Genomic DNA, 17,719 nt, shown 5'->3' with positions numbered 1-17,719 from the left:
CCGGCGTGGCAGACACGACGCTCGCGGGGGCGATCCGGCGGCTGGACCGCACCACCCAGTGGCGGGAGGTGCAGCGGATCCCGTTGCGCTTCGCGACCTATCACCCGCAGGGGATGACGCTGGCCGGCGACCGGATCTTCCTGTCGTCGGTGGAGATCGGTGCCGACCGCGACCACGGCACGGGCCACGTCCTCGTGCTGGACCGCGGCGGACGGCTGCTGGACGACGTGCGGATCGGCGAGGAACCGATCTACCATCCGGGCGGCATCGACTTCGACGGCGAGTCGGTGTGGGTGCCGGTCGCGGAGTATCGCCCACACAGCAAGGCGATCGTCTACACCATGGACCCCGGAACGTACGAGCTCACCGAACGCTTCCGCGTCGACGACCACATCGGCGGTGTCGTCCGCGACCAGATCACCGGCGACGTCCACGGCGTGAGCTGGGGCGGCCGCACGCTCTACACCTGGACGCCCGACGGCCGCCAGCTGTCGAGCCAGGGCAACGAGGACCACCTGCTCGACTATCAGGACGGCGCCTACGTGGCGGACAGCCTGCAGGTGTGCACCGGGATCACCGGGCTACCCGCGCCGGGCGGCGGCACGTACGAGCTGGGTGGCATCGTCCTGCGGGACCTGCGCGACAACCGGATCCTGCACCAGGTGCCGCTCCCGCTGTTCTCGACCGCCGGTCATGTCCTCACGCGCAACCCGGTCGCCTTCGAGCTCGACGGCGACACCCTGCGCCTCCTCGCCGCCCCCGACGACGGCGAGGAGCCCGCGGGCACCGAGCTCTACATCCTCGAGACCACGGTCCTCCAGAGATCCGCTACGCCGGTAGGTGGCGGGCCAGGAAGTCGAGCTGCAGGGCGTGCTGGCGGATCTGCTCGTCGACCACCAGGCTGAAGTGGCCGGCGTCGAAGATGTCCGCCTCGTAGACCGCGCCGGTCTTGTCCAGCACAGCAAGGAAGTTCTCGACCTGCCGGATCGGGCAGCGAACGTCATTGCGGCCCGCCACCACGAGCACGGGAGCACGCACCTGCTCGGCGTACGTGATCGGTGAGGAGCGGGCCCACTTCTCCGGCAGCTCCTCCGGTGTGCCGCCAAACAGCGCGCGGTCGTGCTCGCGGACGGCTTGCATCTCGTCCTCGTACAGCGCGACCATGTCGCCGATCGGCACCATCGCCAGCCCCGCCGCCCACTTCGACGGCTGGATGCCGAGGCCGAGCAACGTGAGGTAGCCGCCCCAGGAATAGCCGCCGATCACGCAGCGGGCGGGGTCGGCGATGCCGGCTTCCACCGCCCAGTCGCGGACGGCACCGATGTCTTCCAGCTCGATCAGTCCGGGCGCCTCGCGGTCGGCGTCGCGCCAGGCGGCGCCGTAGCCGCTGGAGCCGCGGTAGTTGACGTGGATCACGCAGTAGCCCGCGTCGACCAGTGTCGCGCGCGTCGCCGAGAACCCGTCGTCGGTCCAGCCGCCCGGCCCGCCGTGGAGCATGACGACCGTCGGCGCCGGACCGTTCTCGTGCGGCCGCGCGACCAGCGCGTGGATGTGGCCGCCTGGCCCGTCGACCCAGGCATCGGTCAGCGGAACGGACGGCTTCGGCGGATCCGGCGACTCCAGCACCCGGCGCCCGGCACCGTCGAGCGTGACACCGGGGGTCGCGCTGGACGACCAGTGATACTCCAGCGTGCCGTCGGGGCGGATGTTGTACGAGCCGATGACGCCGGCCGGCGTTTCGATGCCGGTGAGCGTGGAGGACTCGAGGTCGTAGCGGTAGAGCCGGTCGCGGCCGTGCCGGCGCTGCTTCACCAGCAGGGCCTGGCCGTCGGGGTACCAGCGCGCCGAGATGTCGCCGTCCAGGTCGAGGGCCGGCAGCGACTGCTCGCCGGTCCGGATGTCCCAGATCAGCACGCCCGTGGGGCCGGAGCGCTCGTGCTCGACGATCAGCCGCGCGTCGCCGTCGACCGGGGCGAACGCGACAGCGTGCAGACCACGGTCCACTCCGTCCCACAGGTCGGCGACGGGCTCGCCGGTGGCGGTGTCGATGACTCGTACCGCCGGATAGTCGGCGTCGCCGTGCTCGGTGTGGTCGATCGCGACCAGTTCCTCGTTACGCGAAAGGGCTGCGGCTCGCGCGAACGAAGCCGCGGAGTAGATCGTGCTGACGGCCTCGCCGTCGCGGTGGACGTGGACGGTCGTGGCGTCGTCGTTGGTGAAGCCGAGCACAGTGCGCGTCCGTCCGAGGTGGAGGCCGATCGGATAGCCGCCCGGTACGCCGGTGACCGCGAACTCGGCGTCCCCGATGCCCGAGAACGGCTGCCGCATCCAGCGGCCCTGCTCGTTGCCACCGTCGTCGTCGAACCACCACACCCATTCGCCGTCCGCGCTGACCTGCGTCATGAACACGCCCTGATCGCGGTCGGTCAGCCGGGTATGCGTGTCCTCTCGGCGGTCCCAGGCGTAGACCTGGTTGACGCCGCTGGCGTTCGACACGTAGATGCACCGATGCGGCACGTCCCTTGCGCTGTTGGGGAAGCCGACGCTGATCGCCCGGAAGCGCTGAACCCACGCTGGTTCGTTCGTCGCAGTCATATGCCGAGAGCTTGCCAGGTTGCCCGGTGGCACCTTGCTGCCGCATCGAGGTCTTGTCCGCTATCGGTCCAGACTTCACCATCAGGGTGTCCGAAGGATTCCTTTACGACGCAGGAAAAATGCGTCACATCATTACTCAGGAGGAAGGGCGTGAAACTCCCAGCACGGACATTTCGGCTCGCCGTGGCGGCGTTGGTCGCGGTGGGCCTGGCGCTCCCGGCCGTCTCCACTGCGAACGCCGCCGTGGAACCGGCTCCGCGAGCTGCGACCTGGCACCCCGAGCGCGACTTCATGGGCTCGACGATCGCGGCTCACGAAGGCGCCCGGGCCGCGGATCAGCGGATCGCCGTCCAGCCGCAGGGCATCGGCGTACTCGCGACCACGGCAGGTGTCGACGTCAGTCACTGGCAGGGCAGCATCAACTGGACCTCGGTCTACAACGCCGGCATCCGGTTCGCCTACATCAAGGACACCGAGGGCACCAACTACAAGGACCCGAACTTCAACAGCAACTACACCAACGCCTACAACGCGGGTGTCATCCGCGGCGCGTACCACTTCGCGCTGCCGAACGCCTCCAGCGGCGCGACGCAGGCGACGTACTTCGTCAACAACGGCGGCCGGTGGTCCGGGGACGGCAAGACGCTGCCGCCGGCGCTCGACATGGAGTACAACCCGTACGGCGCGAGCTGCTACGGCCTGTCGCAGGCGTCGATGCGCAGCTGGCTCGCCGACTTCAGCAACACGACCAAGCGTCTGGCGGGCAGGTACCCCGTGATCTACACGACGACCAACTGGTGGTCGACGTGCACGGGCAACTGGAGTGGCCTCGCGAGCACGAACGCGCTGTGGATCGCGCGCTGGGCGAGTGCGCCGGGCACGTTGCCCGCCGGCTGGCCGGCGTGGACGATCTGGCAGTACACCTCGACGGGCGCGGTGTCGGGGATCAGCGGCAACGTCGACCGCGACTACTTCAACGGGACGCTGGCGCGGGTGCAGGCCTTCGCCCGATGCTCGGAGGAGAACCCCTGCTGACCAAACCTTCGGGCTGATCGCTTCGCAGTCGCAGCGGCGCCCCGGCCGGTCTCGCCGCATGACCGGCCGAGGCGCCGCTCGCCTGTATCCAGGTGGCATCCACCGCATTTGACAAATCAGTTTGTCAAATCGCATGATGAGCGCTGTGAACGCCGAGCTGGACGTGCTGCGAGCCGGAGACCGCCTGCGCGGAATAATGTCGCCGCTGCGCCAGCGGCTGCTCGAGGAGTTGCGCGAACCGGGCTCGGCGACCACGCTGGCCGCCCGGCTCGGGGAGAGCCGCCAGCGGATCAACTACCACCTGCGCGAGCTGGAGAAGAGCGGCTTCGTCGAGCTGGTCGAGCTGCGACCACGACGCGGCCGTACCGAGCGGATCCTGCGCGTCAAGGCCCGCACCGTGGTCGTGGCGCCGGCGATCATCGGCGACCGCGACGCGGCCGGCGAGCAGGACCGGTTCGCCGCCGACACGCTGCTGGCCGGCGCCGCCCGGACGTTCGACGAGGTGGCGGCCCAGCGCGAACGTGCTGAGGCGGCCGGCAAGCGGCTGGTCACGTTCACGATCGAGGCGGCGATCGGTTTCGCCGAGCCGGCCGACATCGAACGGTTCGTGGCCGAGTTGGGCGAACGGATTGCCGAGCTGGCCGCGGCGTACGACACCCCGGAGTCCGGTCGTCGCTACCGCCTGCTGATCGGCGGCCACCCGAGCCCGAGCCCTGAAAAGGAAGCCAAGCCATGAGTGAGCAGCAGAAACCGTTCGAGGTGGAGACCGTCGTCGACGCGCCGGTCGACGTGGTGTGGCGGTCGTTCACCAGCCTGGAGCTGATCCACCAGTGGTTCGGCTGGGACTACGACGAGCTCGAGGGCGAGATCCGCTTCATCTTCGCCGACAGCGCCGACCCGCAGCCGGCCGAGCATCGCATCGTGTTCGGCGACGGGCAGCGGATCGAGCTGGTGCCGGACGGCCCGCGGACCGTCGTCAAGGTGACCATGCCGGGCGATCTGTCCGACGCGAGCTGGGACGACATCTACGACGGCATGGAGGAGGGCTGGCGGACGTTCTTCGAGCAGCTCCGGTTCTATCTCGAACGCCGGACCGGCAGCGGCGGGCGCCGCACGATCTACCTGACCGGAGTCGGCACGGGCGAGGCCGCGGCCGACGCGTTGCTCTCCGGCGAGCCCTGGCACGACAGCCGCTACCAGCGCATGTCCGTCGACGCCGGCGGAATGCTGCTCGGCATCGCCGGGCAGCAGCCGATGGCCGCGACCGGCCCGATCAGCCTCACCGTCACCAGCTACGGCCTGGACGACGCCGCGTTCGCGGAGCTCGAGAAGCACTGGGCGGACCGCTGGTCCGCGGCAACAGTGTCGTAGCGCTCAGCGCGTTCGCATTCCTGGTGTTCAAGTGCGGACGCCTGGGATTGCCTGGTTCTCACCGTCCGTGCCCAAGCTGTGTGCGGCCTCTTTTACCACAGCTGTGCGGATCCGGACATGGGTGCGAAACAAGGCGTTCATAGCTTCGCGAGCACAGATGAGTACGGACACAGCTCTATGCGCTCGGGAGATCATCATGAGCACAGCCACTGCGACACCCGCCGCGACACCGAAGTCCAAGGGCAGGTGGATCGACGACTGGCGGCCCGAGGACGAACAGTTCTGGCAGAGCACCGGGCGCAAGGTCGCGATCCGCAACCTGATCGGCTCCGTCTTCGCCGAGCACCTGGGCTTCCTGGTGTGGCTGCTGTGGAGCGTGGTCGTCGTCAGCCTGCCGGCTGCCGGCTTCGACTTCACCGTCGACCAGTTGTTCTGGCTCGTCGCCGTCCCCAACCTGGTCGGCTCGACGCTCCGGCTGCCCTACACGTTCGCCGTGACGAAGGTCGGCGGCCGCAACTGGACGGTGATCTCGGCGTTCCTGCTGCTGATCCCCACCACGCTGCTCGCGATCATCGTCAGCGACACCAGCACGCCGTTCTGGCTGATGCTGATCGTCGCCGCGACGGCGGGTGTCGGCGGCGGCAACTTCGCCTCGTCGATGACCAACATCACGTACTTCTTCCCCGAACGCCGCAAGGGCCTCGGCCTCGGCCTGAACGCCTCCGGCGGCAACCTCGGCACCAGTGTCGTGCAGTTCGCCACGCCGGCGATCGTCGCGTTCGGTGCGGGCACGAGCCTCGCGTTCGCGGGCCTGTTCTGGATCCCGTTCATCCTGGTGGCGGCCATCGTGGCCTGGCTGCTGATGGACAACCTGACGGTCGCCAAGCGGCCGATCAAGGAGCAGCTCAGCGCCGGCAAGCGGCCGCAGACCTGGATCATGTCGTTCCTCTACATCGGCACGTTCGGCTCGTTCGTCGGCTACACGGCGGCGTTCCCGCTGCTGCTGAAGACGCAGTTCCCCGGCACGGCCTGGCTTGGTTACGTGTTCATCGGCGCGCTGGTCGGCGCCGTGATCCGCCCGTTCGGCGGCTGGCTGGCAGACCACGTCGGCGGTGCCAAGGTCACCGCGGCCGTCTTCGCCGCGATGGTGATCGGCATGGTCGCGATGCTGTTCTCCGTCAACATCAAGTCGCTGCCGCTGTTCCTGATCTCGTTCCTGATCCTGTTCGCGGCCTCCGGCACCGGCAACGGCTCGACGTACCGCATGATCCCGGCCATCTTCAAGGCGCAGGGCGAGAAGGAGGACAAGGCAGGCGTCCCGAACGCGATCGCGATCGCGCGTACGGAGGGCGCCGCCTGCCTCGGCATCGCGGGAGCGATCGGCGCGTTCGGCGGCTTCCTGATCCCGCGGGCGTACGGCAGCTCGATCGCGGCGACCGGCTCGGTCGCGACCGCGGTGATCGCGTACGCCGTGTTCTACGCGGTCTGCCTCGGCGTGACCTGGTGGTTCTACCTGCGCAAGCAGTGGCTGGTGGAGAAGGCGCCCTCACTTGCGCACGCCTCGGTATGAGCTTGCGGTAAGCGGGCGTACATACCCGGGAAGTGAGGACAGCGTTGCATGAACGAAACAAGCGGGACGCCGACGCGAAATCGGCGGCACGCAGTCTCGATGACATGCCCGAAGCCGTAGCCACTCACTGCCCCTACTGCGCCCTGCAGTGCGGCATGACGCTTCGCCGCCAGGGCACCGACGTCGAGGTGATGCCGCGCGCAGCTGGAAGCAACTCCGGTGGCCTCTGCCAGAAAGGCTGGACGGCGCCGGAGTTGCTCTCCAGCACCGAGCGGCTCACCACACCGCTGATCCGCAACCCCGACGGCGAGCTCGAGCCCGCGACCTGGGAGCAGGCGCTCACCCTGGTCACCGGCGCGATCGGCCACATCCAGCGCACCCACGGTAAGGATGCCGTCGCGGTGCTGGGCGGCGGCGGGCTCACCAACGAGAAGGCCTACACGCTCGGCAAGTTCGCCCGCATCGTGCTCGGCACCAAGAACATCGACTACAACGGCCGGTTCTGCATGTCGTCGGCGGCCGCGGCCGGGATCAAGGCGTTCGGCCTGGACCGCGGGCTGCCGTTCCCCCTGTCCGACCTCGCCGCCGCCGGTGCGATCCTGCTGGTCGGAAGTAACGTCGCCGAAACAATGCCGCCGTTCGTGCAGCACCTCAGCGCCCAGCGGGACAACGGCGGCGCGCTGATCGTCGCCGACCCCCGGATGACGCCGACCGCGCGCGACGCGACGCTCCACCTGCAGCTCACGCCCGGCACGGACCTGGCGCTCGCGCTCGGCCTGCTGCACCTCGCGATCGTCGAGGGCCACCTCGACAAGGACTACATCGCCGAACGTACGACAGGGCTCGACCAGGTCCGCCCGATCGTCATGTCGTACTGGCCGGAACGCGTCGAGCGGCTCACCGGCGTTCCGGTGAGCCAGCTGCGGGAAACCGTTCGCCTGCTGGCCGACGCGGACCGGGCCATGATCCTGACCGCCCGCGGCGCCGAGCAGCAGTCCAAGGGCGTCGACACCGTGAGCGCGTTCATCAACCTGGCGCTGGCGCTGGGGCTCCCCGGCACCGACGGCTCTGGCTACGGCTGCCTCACCGGCCAGGGCAACGGCCAGGGCGGCCGCGAGCACGGCCAGAAGGCCGACCAGCTCCCGGGATACCGCAAGCTGGCCGATCCGGCCGCCCGCGCACACGTCGCCAAGGTGTGGGGCGTCGACCCCGACAGTCTTCCTGGGCCAGGTCCGAGCGCGTACGAACTGCTCGACTCGCTCGGCCAGAACGACGGACCGCGCGCCCTGCTGGTGTTCGGCACCAATCCCGTCGTGTCGGCACCGAGGGCGAGCCACATCGAGGGCCGGCTGGAGTCCCTCGACCTGCTCGTGGTGTCCGACCTCGTGCTCTCGGAGACCGCCGCGCTCGCCGACGTCGTGCTGCCCTCCGCCCAGTGGGCCGAGGAGGACGGCACGATGACCAACCTGGAAGGACGTGTGGTGCGCAGGCGGCGCCTGCACGCACCACCTGGCGAGGCCCGCTCCGACCTCGCGATCTTGGCTGAGCTCGCCGAACGTCTTGGTCACGGCCCGCGGATCAGTGCCGATCCGGAAGCTGTGTTCGGCGAGCTCGGCCAGGCCAGCGCGGGCGGGCCGGCCGACTACGCCGGCATCACCTACGAGCGGCTCGACACCGAGGACGGGGTGTTCTGGCCGTGCCCGAGCCAGGACCACCCCGGAACGCCGCGGATGTTCCTCGACACGTTCGCCACGCCGGACGGACGAGCGGCCTTCGTGCCGGTCGAGCACCGGCCGGTGGCGGAGGACATCGATGCGTCGTTTCCGCTCTACCTCACGACCGGTCGCGTCCTGGCGCACTACCAGAGCGGCGCGCAGACCCGCCGGATCGCCCAGCTGAACAAGGCGAATCCCGGTCCGTTCGTCGAGCTGCACCCCGATCTCGCCGGCCGGCAGGGCATCGAGGAAGGCGACGAGGTACGCGTGGTCAGCCGGCGCGGTGTCGCAGTGGCTCCCGCACGGCTGACCGACACGATCCGGATGGACACGATCTTCATGCCGTTCCACTGGGCCGGCGCCGGCCGGGCCAACAGTTTGACCAACCCCGCATTGGATCCGACGTCCCGCATGCCCGAGTTCAAGGTCTGCGCCGTGCGATTGGAGAAGGTGGCTTGAGCACCAGTACCGTCATCATCGGTAACGGCATGGCCGGTTCGCGGCTCGCGGCCCTGCTTCGTGAGCGCGACCCTCGGTGCCAGCTGGTGATCTTCGGCGACGAGCCGGGCCGCGCCTACAACCGGATCCTGCTGTCGGACGTGCTGGCCGGCAAGCTCGACCACGACGACATCGCGCTGGCCGAGCCGTCCGGCGCGATCGACCTGCGCACAGGCGTTTCCGTGGTCGAGATCGACCGGGTGAACCGCGTGGTGGTCGCCGACGACGGCTCGCGGACGCGCTACGACAAGCTGATCCTGGCGACCGGCAGCCGCGCGCTCGTCCCGCCGATCCAAGGGCTGCGCAAGCCCGACGGCGAGCTGGTCGAGGGTGCGATCACGTTCCGGACGATGGGCGACTGCCGGCAGATCGTCCAGGAGGCCGGAAACGCCAAGCGGGCGGTCGTTCTCGGCGGTGGGCTGCTCGGGCTGGAGGCCGCCCGCGGCCTGGCCAGGCGCGGGCTCGCCGTCGACGTCGTGCACCTTGGTGGGCACCTGATGGAGCGCCAGCTCGACTCCGGGGCCAGCCAGATCCTGATCGACACGCTGGAGGAGCTCGGCGTCACGATCCACCTGGAGGCGTTCACCAAGGAGATCGTCGGCACGGATCGCGTCGAGAGCGTGCTGCTGGAGAACGGCACGGAGATCCCGGCGGACCTGCTCGTGGTCGCCTGCGGTGTGCGGCCCGAGACCGCCCTTGCGGAGCAGGCCGGACTGCAGGTCGAGCGAGGCGTCATCGTCGACGACTGGATGCGGACCTCCGACCTGCGGATCTACGCGATCGGCGACTGCGCCGAGCACCGCGGCATGGTCTACGGCTTCGTCGCTCCGGCCTGGGAGCAGGCGCAGGTGGTCGCCGACGTCATCACCGGCGGCGCCACGCGCTACTTCGGCTCCCGGCTGGTGACCAGGCTCAAGGCCAGCGGCGTCGACCTGGCGTCGATGGGCGACCCGCACTCGACCGCCGCCGACGACAGCTCTGCCGAGGTCCTGACGTTCGCCGACCCGGCACGCCGGACGTACTCCAAGGTCGTGATCCGTGACCGCCGTCTGGTGGGCGCCATCTTCCTCGGCGACACACCCACGGTCGGCCTGGTCACGCAGCTGTTCGACCGGGGTGACCTGGTACCGAACGATCCGAGAGCGCTGCTTTTCCCCGTCTCCGCGGGCGCTGGCAGCCCGCAGAGCGACGTCGCCGAGATGTCGGCGGGCACGACGGTGTGCCGCTGCAACACGGTGACCGCCGGCACGATCGTCCGCGCCTGGTTGGAAGGCGCCCGGACGGTTCCCGAGGTCGCGAGCGTCACCCGCGCGACCACGGGATGCGGCGGTTGCCGGGGAACGGTGGAGGAGTTCCTGTCGTACCTCGCCGCGGAGACAGCGGATGTCGCCGGGGCGGTCGAGGCCGAAGAGGTGGTTGCATGAAGGACGCGCAAAAGCTTGTGGTCATCGGCAACGGCATGGTCGGCCAGCGGTTGGTCGAGACGCTGCGGGCCAGGGATGTCGACGGGCGGTGGCAGGTCACCGTGCTGGCCGAGGAAACCCGCCCTGCCTACGACCGCGTCGGGCTCTCGGCGTTCTTCTCCGGCAGCTCGCCGGAAGACCTTTCGCTTGTTCCGCAGGGGTTCTACGACGACGACAGCGCGATCGAGCTGCGCCTCGGCGAGCCGGCGACCGGTATCGACCGCGACAACCGGATCGTGACGACCGCCGCCGGCGAGTACCCCTACGACGCGCTCGTGCTCGCGACCGGCTCGTACGCCTTCGTTCCGCCGGTGCCCGGACACGACCTGCCGGGCTGCTTCGTCTACCGCACGATCGACGACCTGGAAGCCCTGCAGGCGTACGCGGACGGCCGGCAGGTCGGTGCCGTCGTCGGCGGCGGCCTGCTCGGCCTGGAGGCGGCCAACGCCCTGCGCCTGATGGAGCTCTCGACCCACGTGGTGGAGTTCGCGCCGCGGCTGATGCCGATGCAGCTCGACGATCCGGGCGGCGCGATGCTGCGCGGGCACGTGGAGTCGCTCGGGCTCACTGTCCACACGGCGACCAAGACCGAACGCCTGGAAGCCGACGAGTCCGGCGCGGTCGGCCGGATGCTCATCGACGACGGATCCGGTGAGAGCAAGGCGATCGACGTCGACCTGGTGGTGTTCGCCGCCGGCGTCCGGCCGCGGGACGACCTGGCCCGCGCTTGCGGGCTGGACGTCGGCGAGCGCGGCGGTATCGTGGTCGACTCCAGCTGCCGTACGAGCGACGAGCACATCTTCGCGATCGGTGAGTGTGCCTGCATCGACGGCCGGGTCTACGGCCTGGTCGCACCTGGCTACGCGATGGCGGAGCTGGTGGCGCAGCGGCTGCTCGACGGGCTGGCGGAGTTCAAGACCGCCGACACCTCGACCAAGCTGAAGCTGATGGGCGTCGACGTGGCGAGCTTCGGCAACCCGACCGGCGAGCTCGACGTGGTCTACTCCGACCCGGTGAGCGGTGTCTACGCCAAGCTGGCGTTGACCGACGACGCACAGACCTTGCTGGGCGGCATCCTGGTCGGTGACGCCTCCGCGTACGCAGTGCTGCGGGCCAGCGTCGGCAGCACGTTGCCAGGCAAGCTCGCCGACTTCCTCGGTTCCGGAACGATCGAGGGCACGCTGCCGGGCACGGCCCAGGTCTGCTCGTGCAACGACGTGAGCAAGGACGACATCCTCACCGCGATCGGCGACGGTTGCTCGGACGTCCCGGCCATCAAGGCCTGCACCAACGCCGGAACGGGCTGCGGCTCCTGCGTACCGTTGCTGAAGAGCCTGCTGACCGAGGCCGGAGTCGAGCAGAGCAAGGCGCTGTGCGAGCACTTCGACTACTCCCGGCAGGAGCTGTTCGACATTATCCGCGTGCGCGGCCACCGGACGTTCTCCGAGGTCGTCGCCAAGCACGGCAGGGGACGCGGCTGCGACCTCTGCAAGCCCGCGATCGCCTCGATCCTGAACGCTCTGATCGGCGGCCATATCCTCGACGGCGAGCAGGCCACGCTGCAGGACACCAACGACCACTTCCTGGCCAACCTGCAGCGCAACGGCACGTACTCCGTCGTTCCGCGGATCCCCGGCGGCGAGATCACGCCGGAGAAGCTGATCGTGCTCGGCGAGGTCGCACGCGACTTCGGCCTCTACACGAAGATCACCGGCGGCCAGCGGATCGACCTGTTCGGCGCCCGAGTCGAGCAACTGCCGGCCATCTGGCAGCGGCTGGTCGACTCCGGCTTCGAGTCCGGGCACGCCTACGGCAAGGCGCTTCGAACGGTGAAGTCCTGCGTCGGAACGTCCTGGTGCCGCTACGGCGTCCAGGACTCCGTGGGCCTGGCGATCGAGCTCGAGCTGCGCTACCGCGGCCTGCGGGCACCGCACAAGATCAAGTGCGCGGTCTCGGGCTGCGCCCGCGAGTGTGCGGAGGCGCGCAGCAAGGACTTCGGCATCATCGCCACCGAGAAGGGCTGGAACCTCTACCTCGGCGGCAACGGCGGCTTCCGGCCGCGGCACGCCGACCTGTTCGAGACCGATCTCGACAAGGACGCGCTGATCCGCTATGTCGACCGGTTCCTGATGTTCTACATCCGGACCGCCGACCGGCTGCAGCGGACGGCGACCTGGCTGGAGAACCTCGACGGGGGACTCGACTACCTCCGTGAGGTCATCGTCGACGACTCGCTCGGCATCTGCGCCGAGCTGGACGACGCGATGGCCCGGCACGTCGAGCACTACACCGACGAATGGCGCGCGACGCTGGAGGACCCGGACAAGCTTCGCCGGTTCGTCTCGTTCGTCAACGCCCCCGACACCCCCGACCCCTCGATCCAGTTCGTCACCGAACGAGGCCAGCCCAGGCCGGCGCAGCCCAGCGTCAAGGAGCCGGTCCTGGTCGCGCCTCCTGTTCTCCCACGTCGCGGAGCGACAACACTCAGCACCGAGCACGAGCAAGCGGAGGTTGACAGATGACCGCTGTCCTGACCGAGACCTGGATCGCCATCTGCAGGTACGACGACCTGCTGCCCGAGCGCGGTGCCGCCGCACTCGTGGACGGCGAGCAGGTCGCGCTGTTCCGTACGTACGAAGGCGAAGTCTTCGCGGTGAGCAACTACGACCCGTTCTCCGACGCCTACGTCATGTCACGCGGCATCGTCGGGAGCAAGGGCGACGCTCCGACGGTGGCGTCGCCGATGTACAAGCAGACCTTCGATCTCCGTACCGGTGAATGCCTTTCCGAGCCTGGCGCAGCGTTGCGCACCTACCCGGTCATCTGCACCGACGGGATGGTCCGGATAGGGGCCTCGGAGCACGCGTGACGGTCGAGGCTCCTCCCCATCCGCTTGCGGGCTTCACGATCGGCGTGACGGCGGCTCGTCGTCGCGAGGAACTGGTCGCCCTGTTGGAGCGGCGTGGCGCGAGGGTCGTCGAAGCGCCGGCGATCCGGATCGTGCCGCTGGAGGACGATCGTCAACTCGTGGCCGCGACCCGTGAGTGTCTCGGTGGCGTCGATGTCGTGGTCGCGACGACCGGCATCGGCTTCCGCGGCTGGTTGGAGGCGGCCGAGAGCGCCGGCGTCGCGGACCTGTTGCTGGACACGTTGAAGCAGGCGCGGCTGCTCGCCCGCGGACCGAAGGCGAAAGGCGCGATCCGCGCCGCGGGGCTTACCGAGGAGTGGTCGCCCGACTCGGAGGCGCTCGCGGAGGTACGCGAACGGCTGCTCGAGGACGGCGTCGACGGCCTGCGGATCGCGGTACAACTGCACGGCGAGCCGCTGCCCGACTTCGTCGAGGCGTTGCGGCTGGCCGGGGCGTCCGTGATCGAGGTTCCGGTCTACCGCTGGGTGCTGCCCGACGACGTAGCGCCGCTGGAACGCCTTGTGGAGTTGATAAAGCTGCGCTACGTCGACGCGGTGACGTTCACCTCCGCGCCCGCGGCCACCGCACTGCTCAACGTCGCCGGCGCCGACCGGACGGCGGTCGTCGACGCCTTGCGCGAGGACGTACTCCCGGCCTGTGTCGGGCCGGTGTGTGCCGGACCGCTGGAGAAGCTGGGCGTTGCGACGCTGCAGCCGAAACGGGCGCGGCTCGGCGGGCTCGTGCACGCGCTGGTCGAACGGCTGCCGGCGCATCGGACCCGGCTGGTCGAGGCGGCCGGGCACCAGATGGAGATTCGCGGGCACGCGGTCGTCGTCGACGGTGCGATGCGCATGCTCGCTCCCGTTCCGATGACGTTACTGCGCGTCCTGTCGGAACGCCCGGGACGCGTGGTGTCGCGCGCGGAGCTGCTGGACGCGTTGCCGCGTAGCGCCGACGGGCACGCGGTGGAAATGGCCATCGCCCGCTTGCGTTCCGGCCTGGGCGACTCGAAAATCATTCGCACGATCACCAAACGGGGCTACCGGCTGGCCGCATTCGGCGACTGACGCGCGATAAGTTCGAGCCCGCGGCAGGGACGTAGGATGACGACTATGACCAGACTTGCACGGATTGGTGTGCAGCTTCAGCCGCAGCACGCGGACTATGACCAGATTCGTCGTGCGGTTGCCGAGGCCGAGGACATCGGTGTCGACATCGTCTACAACTGGGACCACTTCTTCCCGCTCTACGGCGAGCCCGACGGCAAGCACTTCGAGTGCTGGACGATGCTCGGTGCGTGGGCGGAAGCCACTTCGCGCGTTGAGATCGGCGCGCTCGTCACCTGCAACTCCTACCGCAACCCCGAGCTCCTCGCCGACATGGCGCGCACGGTCGACCACATCAGCAACGGCCGGCTGATCCTCGGTATCGGTTCGGGTTGGTTCGAGCGTGACTACACCGAGTACGGCTACGAGTTCGGCACCGCCGGTGGCCGGCTCGACCAGCTCGGCGAGGCGCTGCCCCGGATCGTTTCGCGGTGGGAGAAGCTCAACCCCAAGCCCACGCGCGACATCCCGATCCTGATCGGTGGTGGCGGCGAGAAGAAGACGCTGCGCTTCACCGCGAAGTACGCCGCCACCTGGCACGGCTTCGGCGAGGCCGAGACCATCAAGCACAAGTGCGGCGTGCTCGACAACTGGTGCAAGGAGATCGGCCGCGACCCGGCCGAGATCGAGCGCTCGGTCGGCGTCAACAAGAGCCCGGACGAGGTGGTGACCGACCTGCTCGACGCGGGCGCCACGCAGTTCACGCTCGGCGTCGACGGGCAGGCCAACTACGACCTCGGCCTGGTCCGCGACTGGGTCGCCTGGCGCGACGACTACAACAAGAACCTCGGCTAGGTTTCGGCCTGATGGCCTGAACCTGCCGGAACGCCTTTATCGCGCGGCGACGTTGGGTAGCTTTCGCCTATGACTGACTACCCAACGCCGCCGCCGATCGAGCAGCCGGGGCCGGCCATGCGACCGGAGCGACCCGCTTCGGTCACGATGGCCGTCCGGCTCATGTACGCCGGTGGCGTGTTGAGCATCCTGAGCCTCCTGTCCACCCTGCTGATGACGGGCCAGATCCGCGACGCTGCCGAACAGGCGGCCAAAGACAGCGGAGGTGTGCTCAGCCAGTCCCAGATCGACGCGATCGTCACGGGCTCGATCATCGCCGCGCTCGTGTTCGGTCTGATCGGGGCCGGACTCTGGTTCCTGATGGCCTGGCAGAACGGCAAGGGCGCGAACTGGGCCCGGATCGTCGGAACCGTCTTCTTCGGTATCGAGACCCTGAGCGCGATCTACACGCTCGCGGTCGGACAGGGAAACACCGCGATCAGCATGGTTTTGCTGGTGCTGATCTGGCTCGTCGGCCTCGCCGCCGTCATCTTCATGTGGCGGCCGGAGTCGTCGGAGTTCTACAAGGCGGCTTCGGCTCGCCCGTAACCACTTCGCCCGGCGCGCCGGCCGTCCCCGCTCATCCGAGCAACGGTGGAATGTCACCGATGGACGCCGGCGCGCCGATCAGTTCGACGTTTCCTTCGCTTCGGGAGTAGCGCTGCGCCAGGCAGATGCCGACCGGCCGGCCCTGCTCCTGAGCTTCGACGAACACCGCGTCGGTACGTTCACCGGAGACGGTGAGGTAGCCGTCCCACGCCAGCGCGCAGCGTTCGTACGCCGTCGTGCGCAGGTGCTCGCGGGCCGCGTCGATCCCGTCCTCCAACGTCTCCGCGACGTAGCGCAGCAGCTCCCGCTGGTCGTCGCCGGCGCCTGGGCGGACCGCCATCACGAACGGGATCAGCGGACCTTGGCCCGCTGAGACCGACTCGACGGCATGGTCGAGCGCGGCGAACGTCAGGTCGATCAGTTCGTCGCCCGTGCGGTCGAGCTCGCCGCCCGGCTGTCTTCCGGGGTCCGGGGTCGTCCCCGGAGGAGCACAGCCGGCAGCGGGTCGTTCGGTCATAGCGGCCCACCGTACTGCCGCGACCTCTGCCGATTCGCCGGAATCCGAATGCTGGGCAGGCAGCATTCGGACAGCCGGCAGCCGATGCGGCCTACCCCGATACCGAGATCGCCCTCGACGGGCACAGCTGGGCCGCCTGACGGGCCAGATCCTCCTGGGCCGCGTCCTCGGGCTGTGCCAGGACCATCACCCGGCCGTCTTCCTCGTCCTGGTCGAACAGGTCGGGCGCGGTCAGCACGCACATTCCGGAGCTGCAGCAGATTTCGCGGTCGGCCTCGATCTTCATGGTCACCACGCTACTGGCAGCTTGTGTACGCCGTAGATGTTCATGTCCGTTCGAAGCGGCACGTCCTCGGGTGCCACCGCCAGCCGCAAGGTGGGGAACCGGTTCAGCAGCGCGGGATAGCCCACCCGCATCTCGATCCGCGCGAGCTGCTGGCCCAGGCACTGGTGCACGCCGTGCCCGAACGCCACGTGCCCGGTCGCCGGCCGGCGAAGGTCCAGATCGTCAGCATTCGAGAACTTCCCCGGGTCGCGGTTGGCCGCCGGCGTGGAGATCACGACGCTGTCGCCGGCCTTGATGACCTGCCCGCCGAGCTCAACGTCCTCCAGCGCCGCACGCAACGGGCCGATATGGATGATGCTGAGGTAGCGCAGCAGCTCCTCTACGGCGTTCTCCGCCAGCGAGGGATTAGCCCGCAGGGCGTCCAGCTGGTCGGGGTGCCGGAGCAGCGCGAACGTACCGAGTGCCAGCATGTTCGCCGTGGTCTCGTGGCCCGCGAGCAGCAGCAGGAACGCCACGCCGGCCAGCTCCTGGTCGTCCAGCTCGCCGCCCTCGATCAGGCCGCTCAGCAGGTCGTCGCCCTGGTGGCTCTTCTTCCACGCGACCAACTCGGCGAAGTACTCCTTCAGCGCCAGGAACGCGCCGATCGACTGCTCTGCCGTGGTGTTCATGTTCAGCGCGATCCGGGTGTGGTGCTGGAAGCGCTCACGATCGGTGTACGGAACGCCGAGCAGCTCGCAGATCACCAGCGACGGGATCGGCAACGAGAACGCCTCCACCAGGTCGGCCGGCGGGCCGGCGGCCTCCATCGCGTCCAGGTGTTCGGCGGTGATCTCCGCGATCCGCGGCTCCAGCTGCCGCATCCGGCGGACGGTGAACTGGCCGGTCAGCAGGCGGCGATATTTGGTGTGGTCCGGCGGGTCCATCCGGATGAACATGCCCGGGTCGGCCGCGCGGCGCGGCTCGTTGGCCAGCGGGTGCTTCATCGGGATGTGCCGCAGCTCCTGACGTGCGCTGAACCGGTTGTCGGCCAGCACGGCACGTGCCAGCGCATGGTTGGTGACGAGCCATCCGACGTGCCCGTCCGGGAACGCCAGCCGGCTGAGTGGCTCTTCCTCGCGCAGCTTCGCGAGTACGTCCGGCGGGTCGAACGGGTTGATCCGGGCGATCGGCAACGGTTTGGGCGCCGACAGGGTTTCTGCCATCTCACGCTCCTCGGGGAGTGCTCCAGTTCGTGTCCTGCACTTGCCCTTCCAGGACCATGGAACAACAGTG

At 69.0% G+C, this 17,719-nt stretch carries 16 protein-coding genes; 12 read left to right on the top strand and 4 right to left on the bottom strand.

Annotation, left to right across the window (positions count from 1 at the left end):
- Window positions 1-5: 5 nt before the first annotated feature.
- Window positions 6-905, top strand: a complete 900-nt coding sequence (locus ACYVF6_RS27650; RefSeq protein WP_460525488.1) for a DUF6454 family protein — start codon at window positions 6-8, stop codon at window positions 903-905.
- Here the strand turns inward: ACYVF6_RS27650 and ACYVF6_RS27645 are convergent.
- On the bottom strand, window positions 829-2,595 hold the full coding sequence (locus ACYVF6_RS27645) for a S9 family peptidase (protein ID WP_460525487.1): 1,767 nt from the start codon (window positions 2,593-2,595) through the stop codon (window positions 829-831). The genes ACYVF6_RS27650 and ACYVF6_RS27645 overlap by 77 nt on opposite strands.
- 150 nt (window positions 2,596-2,745) lie before the next feature.
- Between ACYVF6_RS27645 and ACYVF6_RS27640 the strand changes: the two genes are divergently transcribed.
- From ACYVF6_RS27640 to ACYVF6_RS27590, 11 genes are all read left to right on the top strand, one after another.
- Complete coding sequence (locus ACYVF6_RS27640) at window positions 2,746-3,630, top strand: lysozyme (protein WP_460525486.1); 885 nt, start codon at window positions 2,746-2,748, stop codon at window positions 3,628-3,630.
- Between the two features lie 136 nt (window positions 3,631-3,766).
- Window positions 3,767-4,366: a helix-turn-helix domain-containing protein gene (locus tag ACYVF6_RS27635; RefSeq protein ID WP_460525485.1), complete on the top strand. Its 600-nt coding sequence runs from the start codon at window positions 3,767-3,769 to the stop codon at window positions 4,364-4,366.
- Window positions 4,363-5,001, top strand: coding sequence for an SRPBCC family protein (locus ACYVF6_RS27630; protein ID WP_460525484.1), 639 nt, complete (start codon window positions 4,363-4,365; stop codon window positions 4,999-5,001). Before ACYVF6_RS27635 ends, ACYVF6_RS27630 begins: the two co-directional genes overlap by 4 nt.
- A 196-nt stretch (window positions 5,002-5,197) precedes the next feature.
- Window positions 5,198-6,571, top strand: coding sequence for an MFS transporter (locus tag ACYVF6_RS27625; RefSeq protein WP_460525483.1), 1,374 nt, complete (start codon window positions 5,198-5,200; stop codon window positions 6,569-6,571).
- Window positions 6,572-6,675: 104 nt separating this feature from the next.
- A complete protein-coding gene (locus ACYVF6_RS27620; RefSeq protein ID WP_460525482.1) occupies window positions 6,676-8,745 on the top strand; it encodes a molybdopterin oxidoreductase family protein in 2,070 nt (689 codons plus the stop codon).
- Window positions 8,742-10,208, top strand: a complete 1,467-nt coding sequence (locus tag ACYVF6_RS27615) for an FAD-dependent oxidoreductase (RefSeq protein ID WP_460525481.1) — start codon at window positions 8,742-8,744, stop codon at window positions 10,206-10,208. The genes ACYVF6_RS27620 and ACYVF6_RS27615 overlap by 4 nt, the downstream gene beginning before the upstream one ends.
- Entirely contained in the window at window positions 10,205-12,769 is a 2,565-nt protein-coding gene (gene nirB, locus ACYVF6_RS27610; RefSeq protein ID WP_460525480.1) for a nitrite reductase large subunit, read from the top strand. The genes ACYVF6_RS27615 and nirB overlap by 4 nt, the downstream gene beginning before the upstream one ends.
- Window positions 12,766-13,116 (top strand): nitrite reductase (NAD(P)H) small subunit, encoded by a 351-nt coding sequence (nirD, locus tag ACYVF6_RS27605; protein WP_460525479.1) that lies wholly within the window; start codon window positions 12,766-12,768, stop codon window positions 13,114-13,116. Before nirB ends, nirD begins: the two co-directional genes overlap by 4 nt.
- The gene (locus ACYVF6_RS27600; protein ID WP_460525478.1) at window positions 13,113-14,222 is read left to right on the top strand and encodes a uroporphyrinogen-III synthase; all 1,110 of its coding nucleotides are present in this window, start codon (window positions 13,113-13,115) and stop codon (window positions 14,220-14,222) included. Before nirD ends, ACYVF6_RS27600 begins: the two co-directional genes overlap by 4 nt.
- A gap of 45 nt (window positions 14,223-14,267) precedes the next feature.
- Window positions 14,268-15,056, top strand: a complete 789-nt coding sequence (locus tag ACYVF6_RS27595; protein WP_460525477.1) for an LLM class F420-dependent oxidoreductase — start codon at window positions 14,268-14,270, stop codon at window positions 15,054-15,056.
- A 69-nt stretch (window positions 15,057-15,125) separates the two neighbouring features.
- Complete coding sequence (locus ACYVF6_RS27590; protein ID WP_460525476.1) at window positions 15,126-15,644, top strand: hypothetical protein; 519 nt, start codon at window positions 15,126-15,128, stop codon at window positions 15,642-15,644.
- A 31-nt stretch (window positions 15,645-15,675) separates the two neighbouring features.
- Here the strand turns inward: ACYVF6_RS27590 and ACYVF6_RS27585 are convergent, their stop codons facing one another.
- The 3 genes from ACYVF6_RS27585 to ACYVF6_RS27575 form a co-directional block, all read right to left on the bottom strand.
- Window positions 15,676-16,161 carry a hypothetical protein gene (locus ACYVF6_RS27585; protein ID WP_460525475.1) on the bottom strand — a complete coding sequence of 162 codons (486 nt, stop codon included), beginning with the start codon at window positions 16,159-16,161 and terminating at the stop codon, window positions 15,676-15,678.
- A gap of 91 nt (window positions 16,162-16,252) precedes the next feature.
- Window positions 16,253-16,447, bottom strand: coding sequence for a ferredoxin (locus ACYVF6_RS27580; protein ID WP_460525474.1), 195 nt, complete (start codon window positions 16,445-16,447; stop codon window positions 16,253-16,255).
- 2 nt (window positions 16,448-16,449) lie between these two features.
- Complete coding sequence (locus ACYVF6_RS27575) at window positions 16,450-17,649, bottom strand: cytochrome P450 (protein WP_460525473.1); 1,200 nt, start codon at window positions 17,647-17,649, stop codon at window positions 16,450-16,452.
- Window positions 17,650-17,719: the final 70 nt, after the last annotated feature.

This window comes from Flindersiella endophytica (assembly GCF_054779015.1).
Note: the sequence above shows the minus strand (reverse complement) of the source record. Positions and strands in the feature narration are given on the sequence as shown.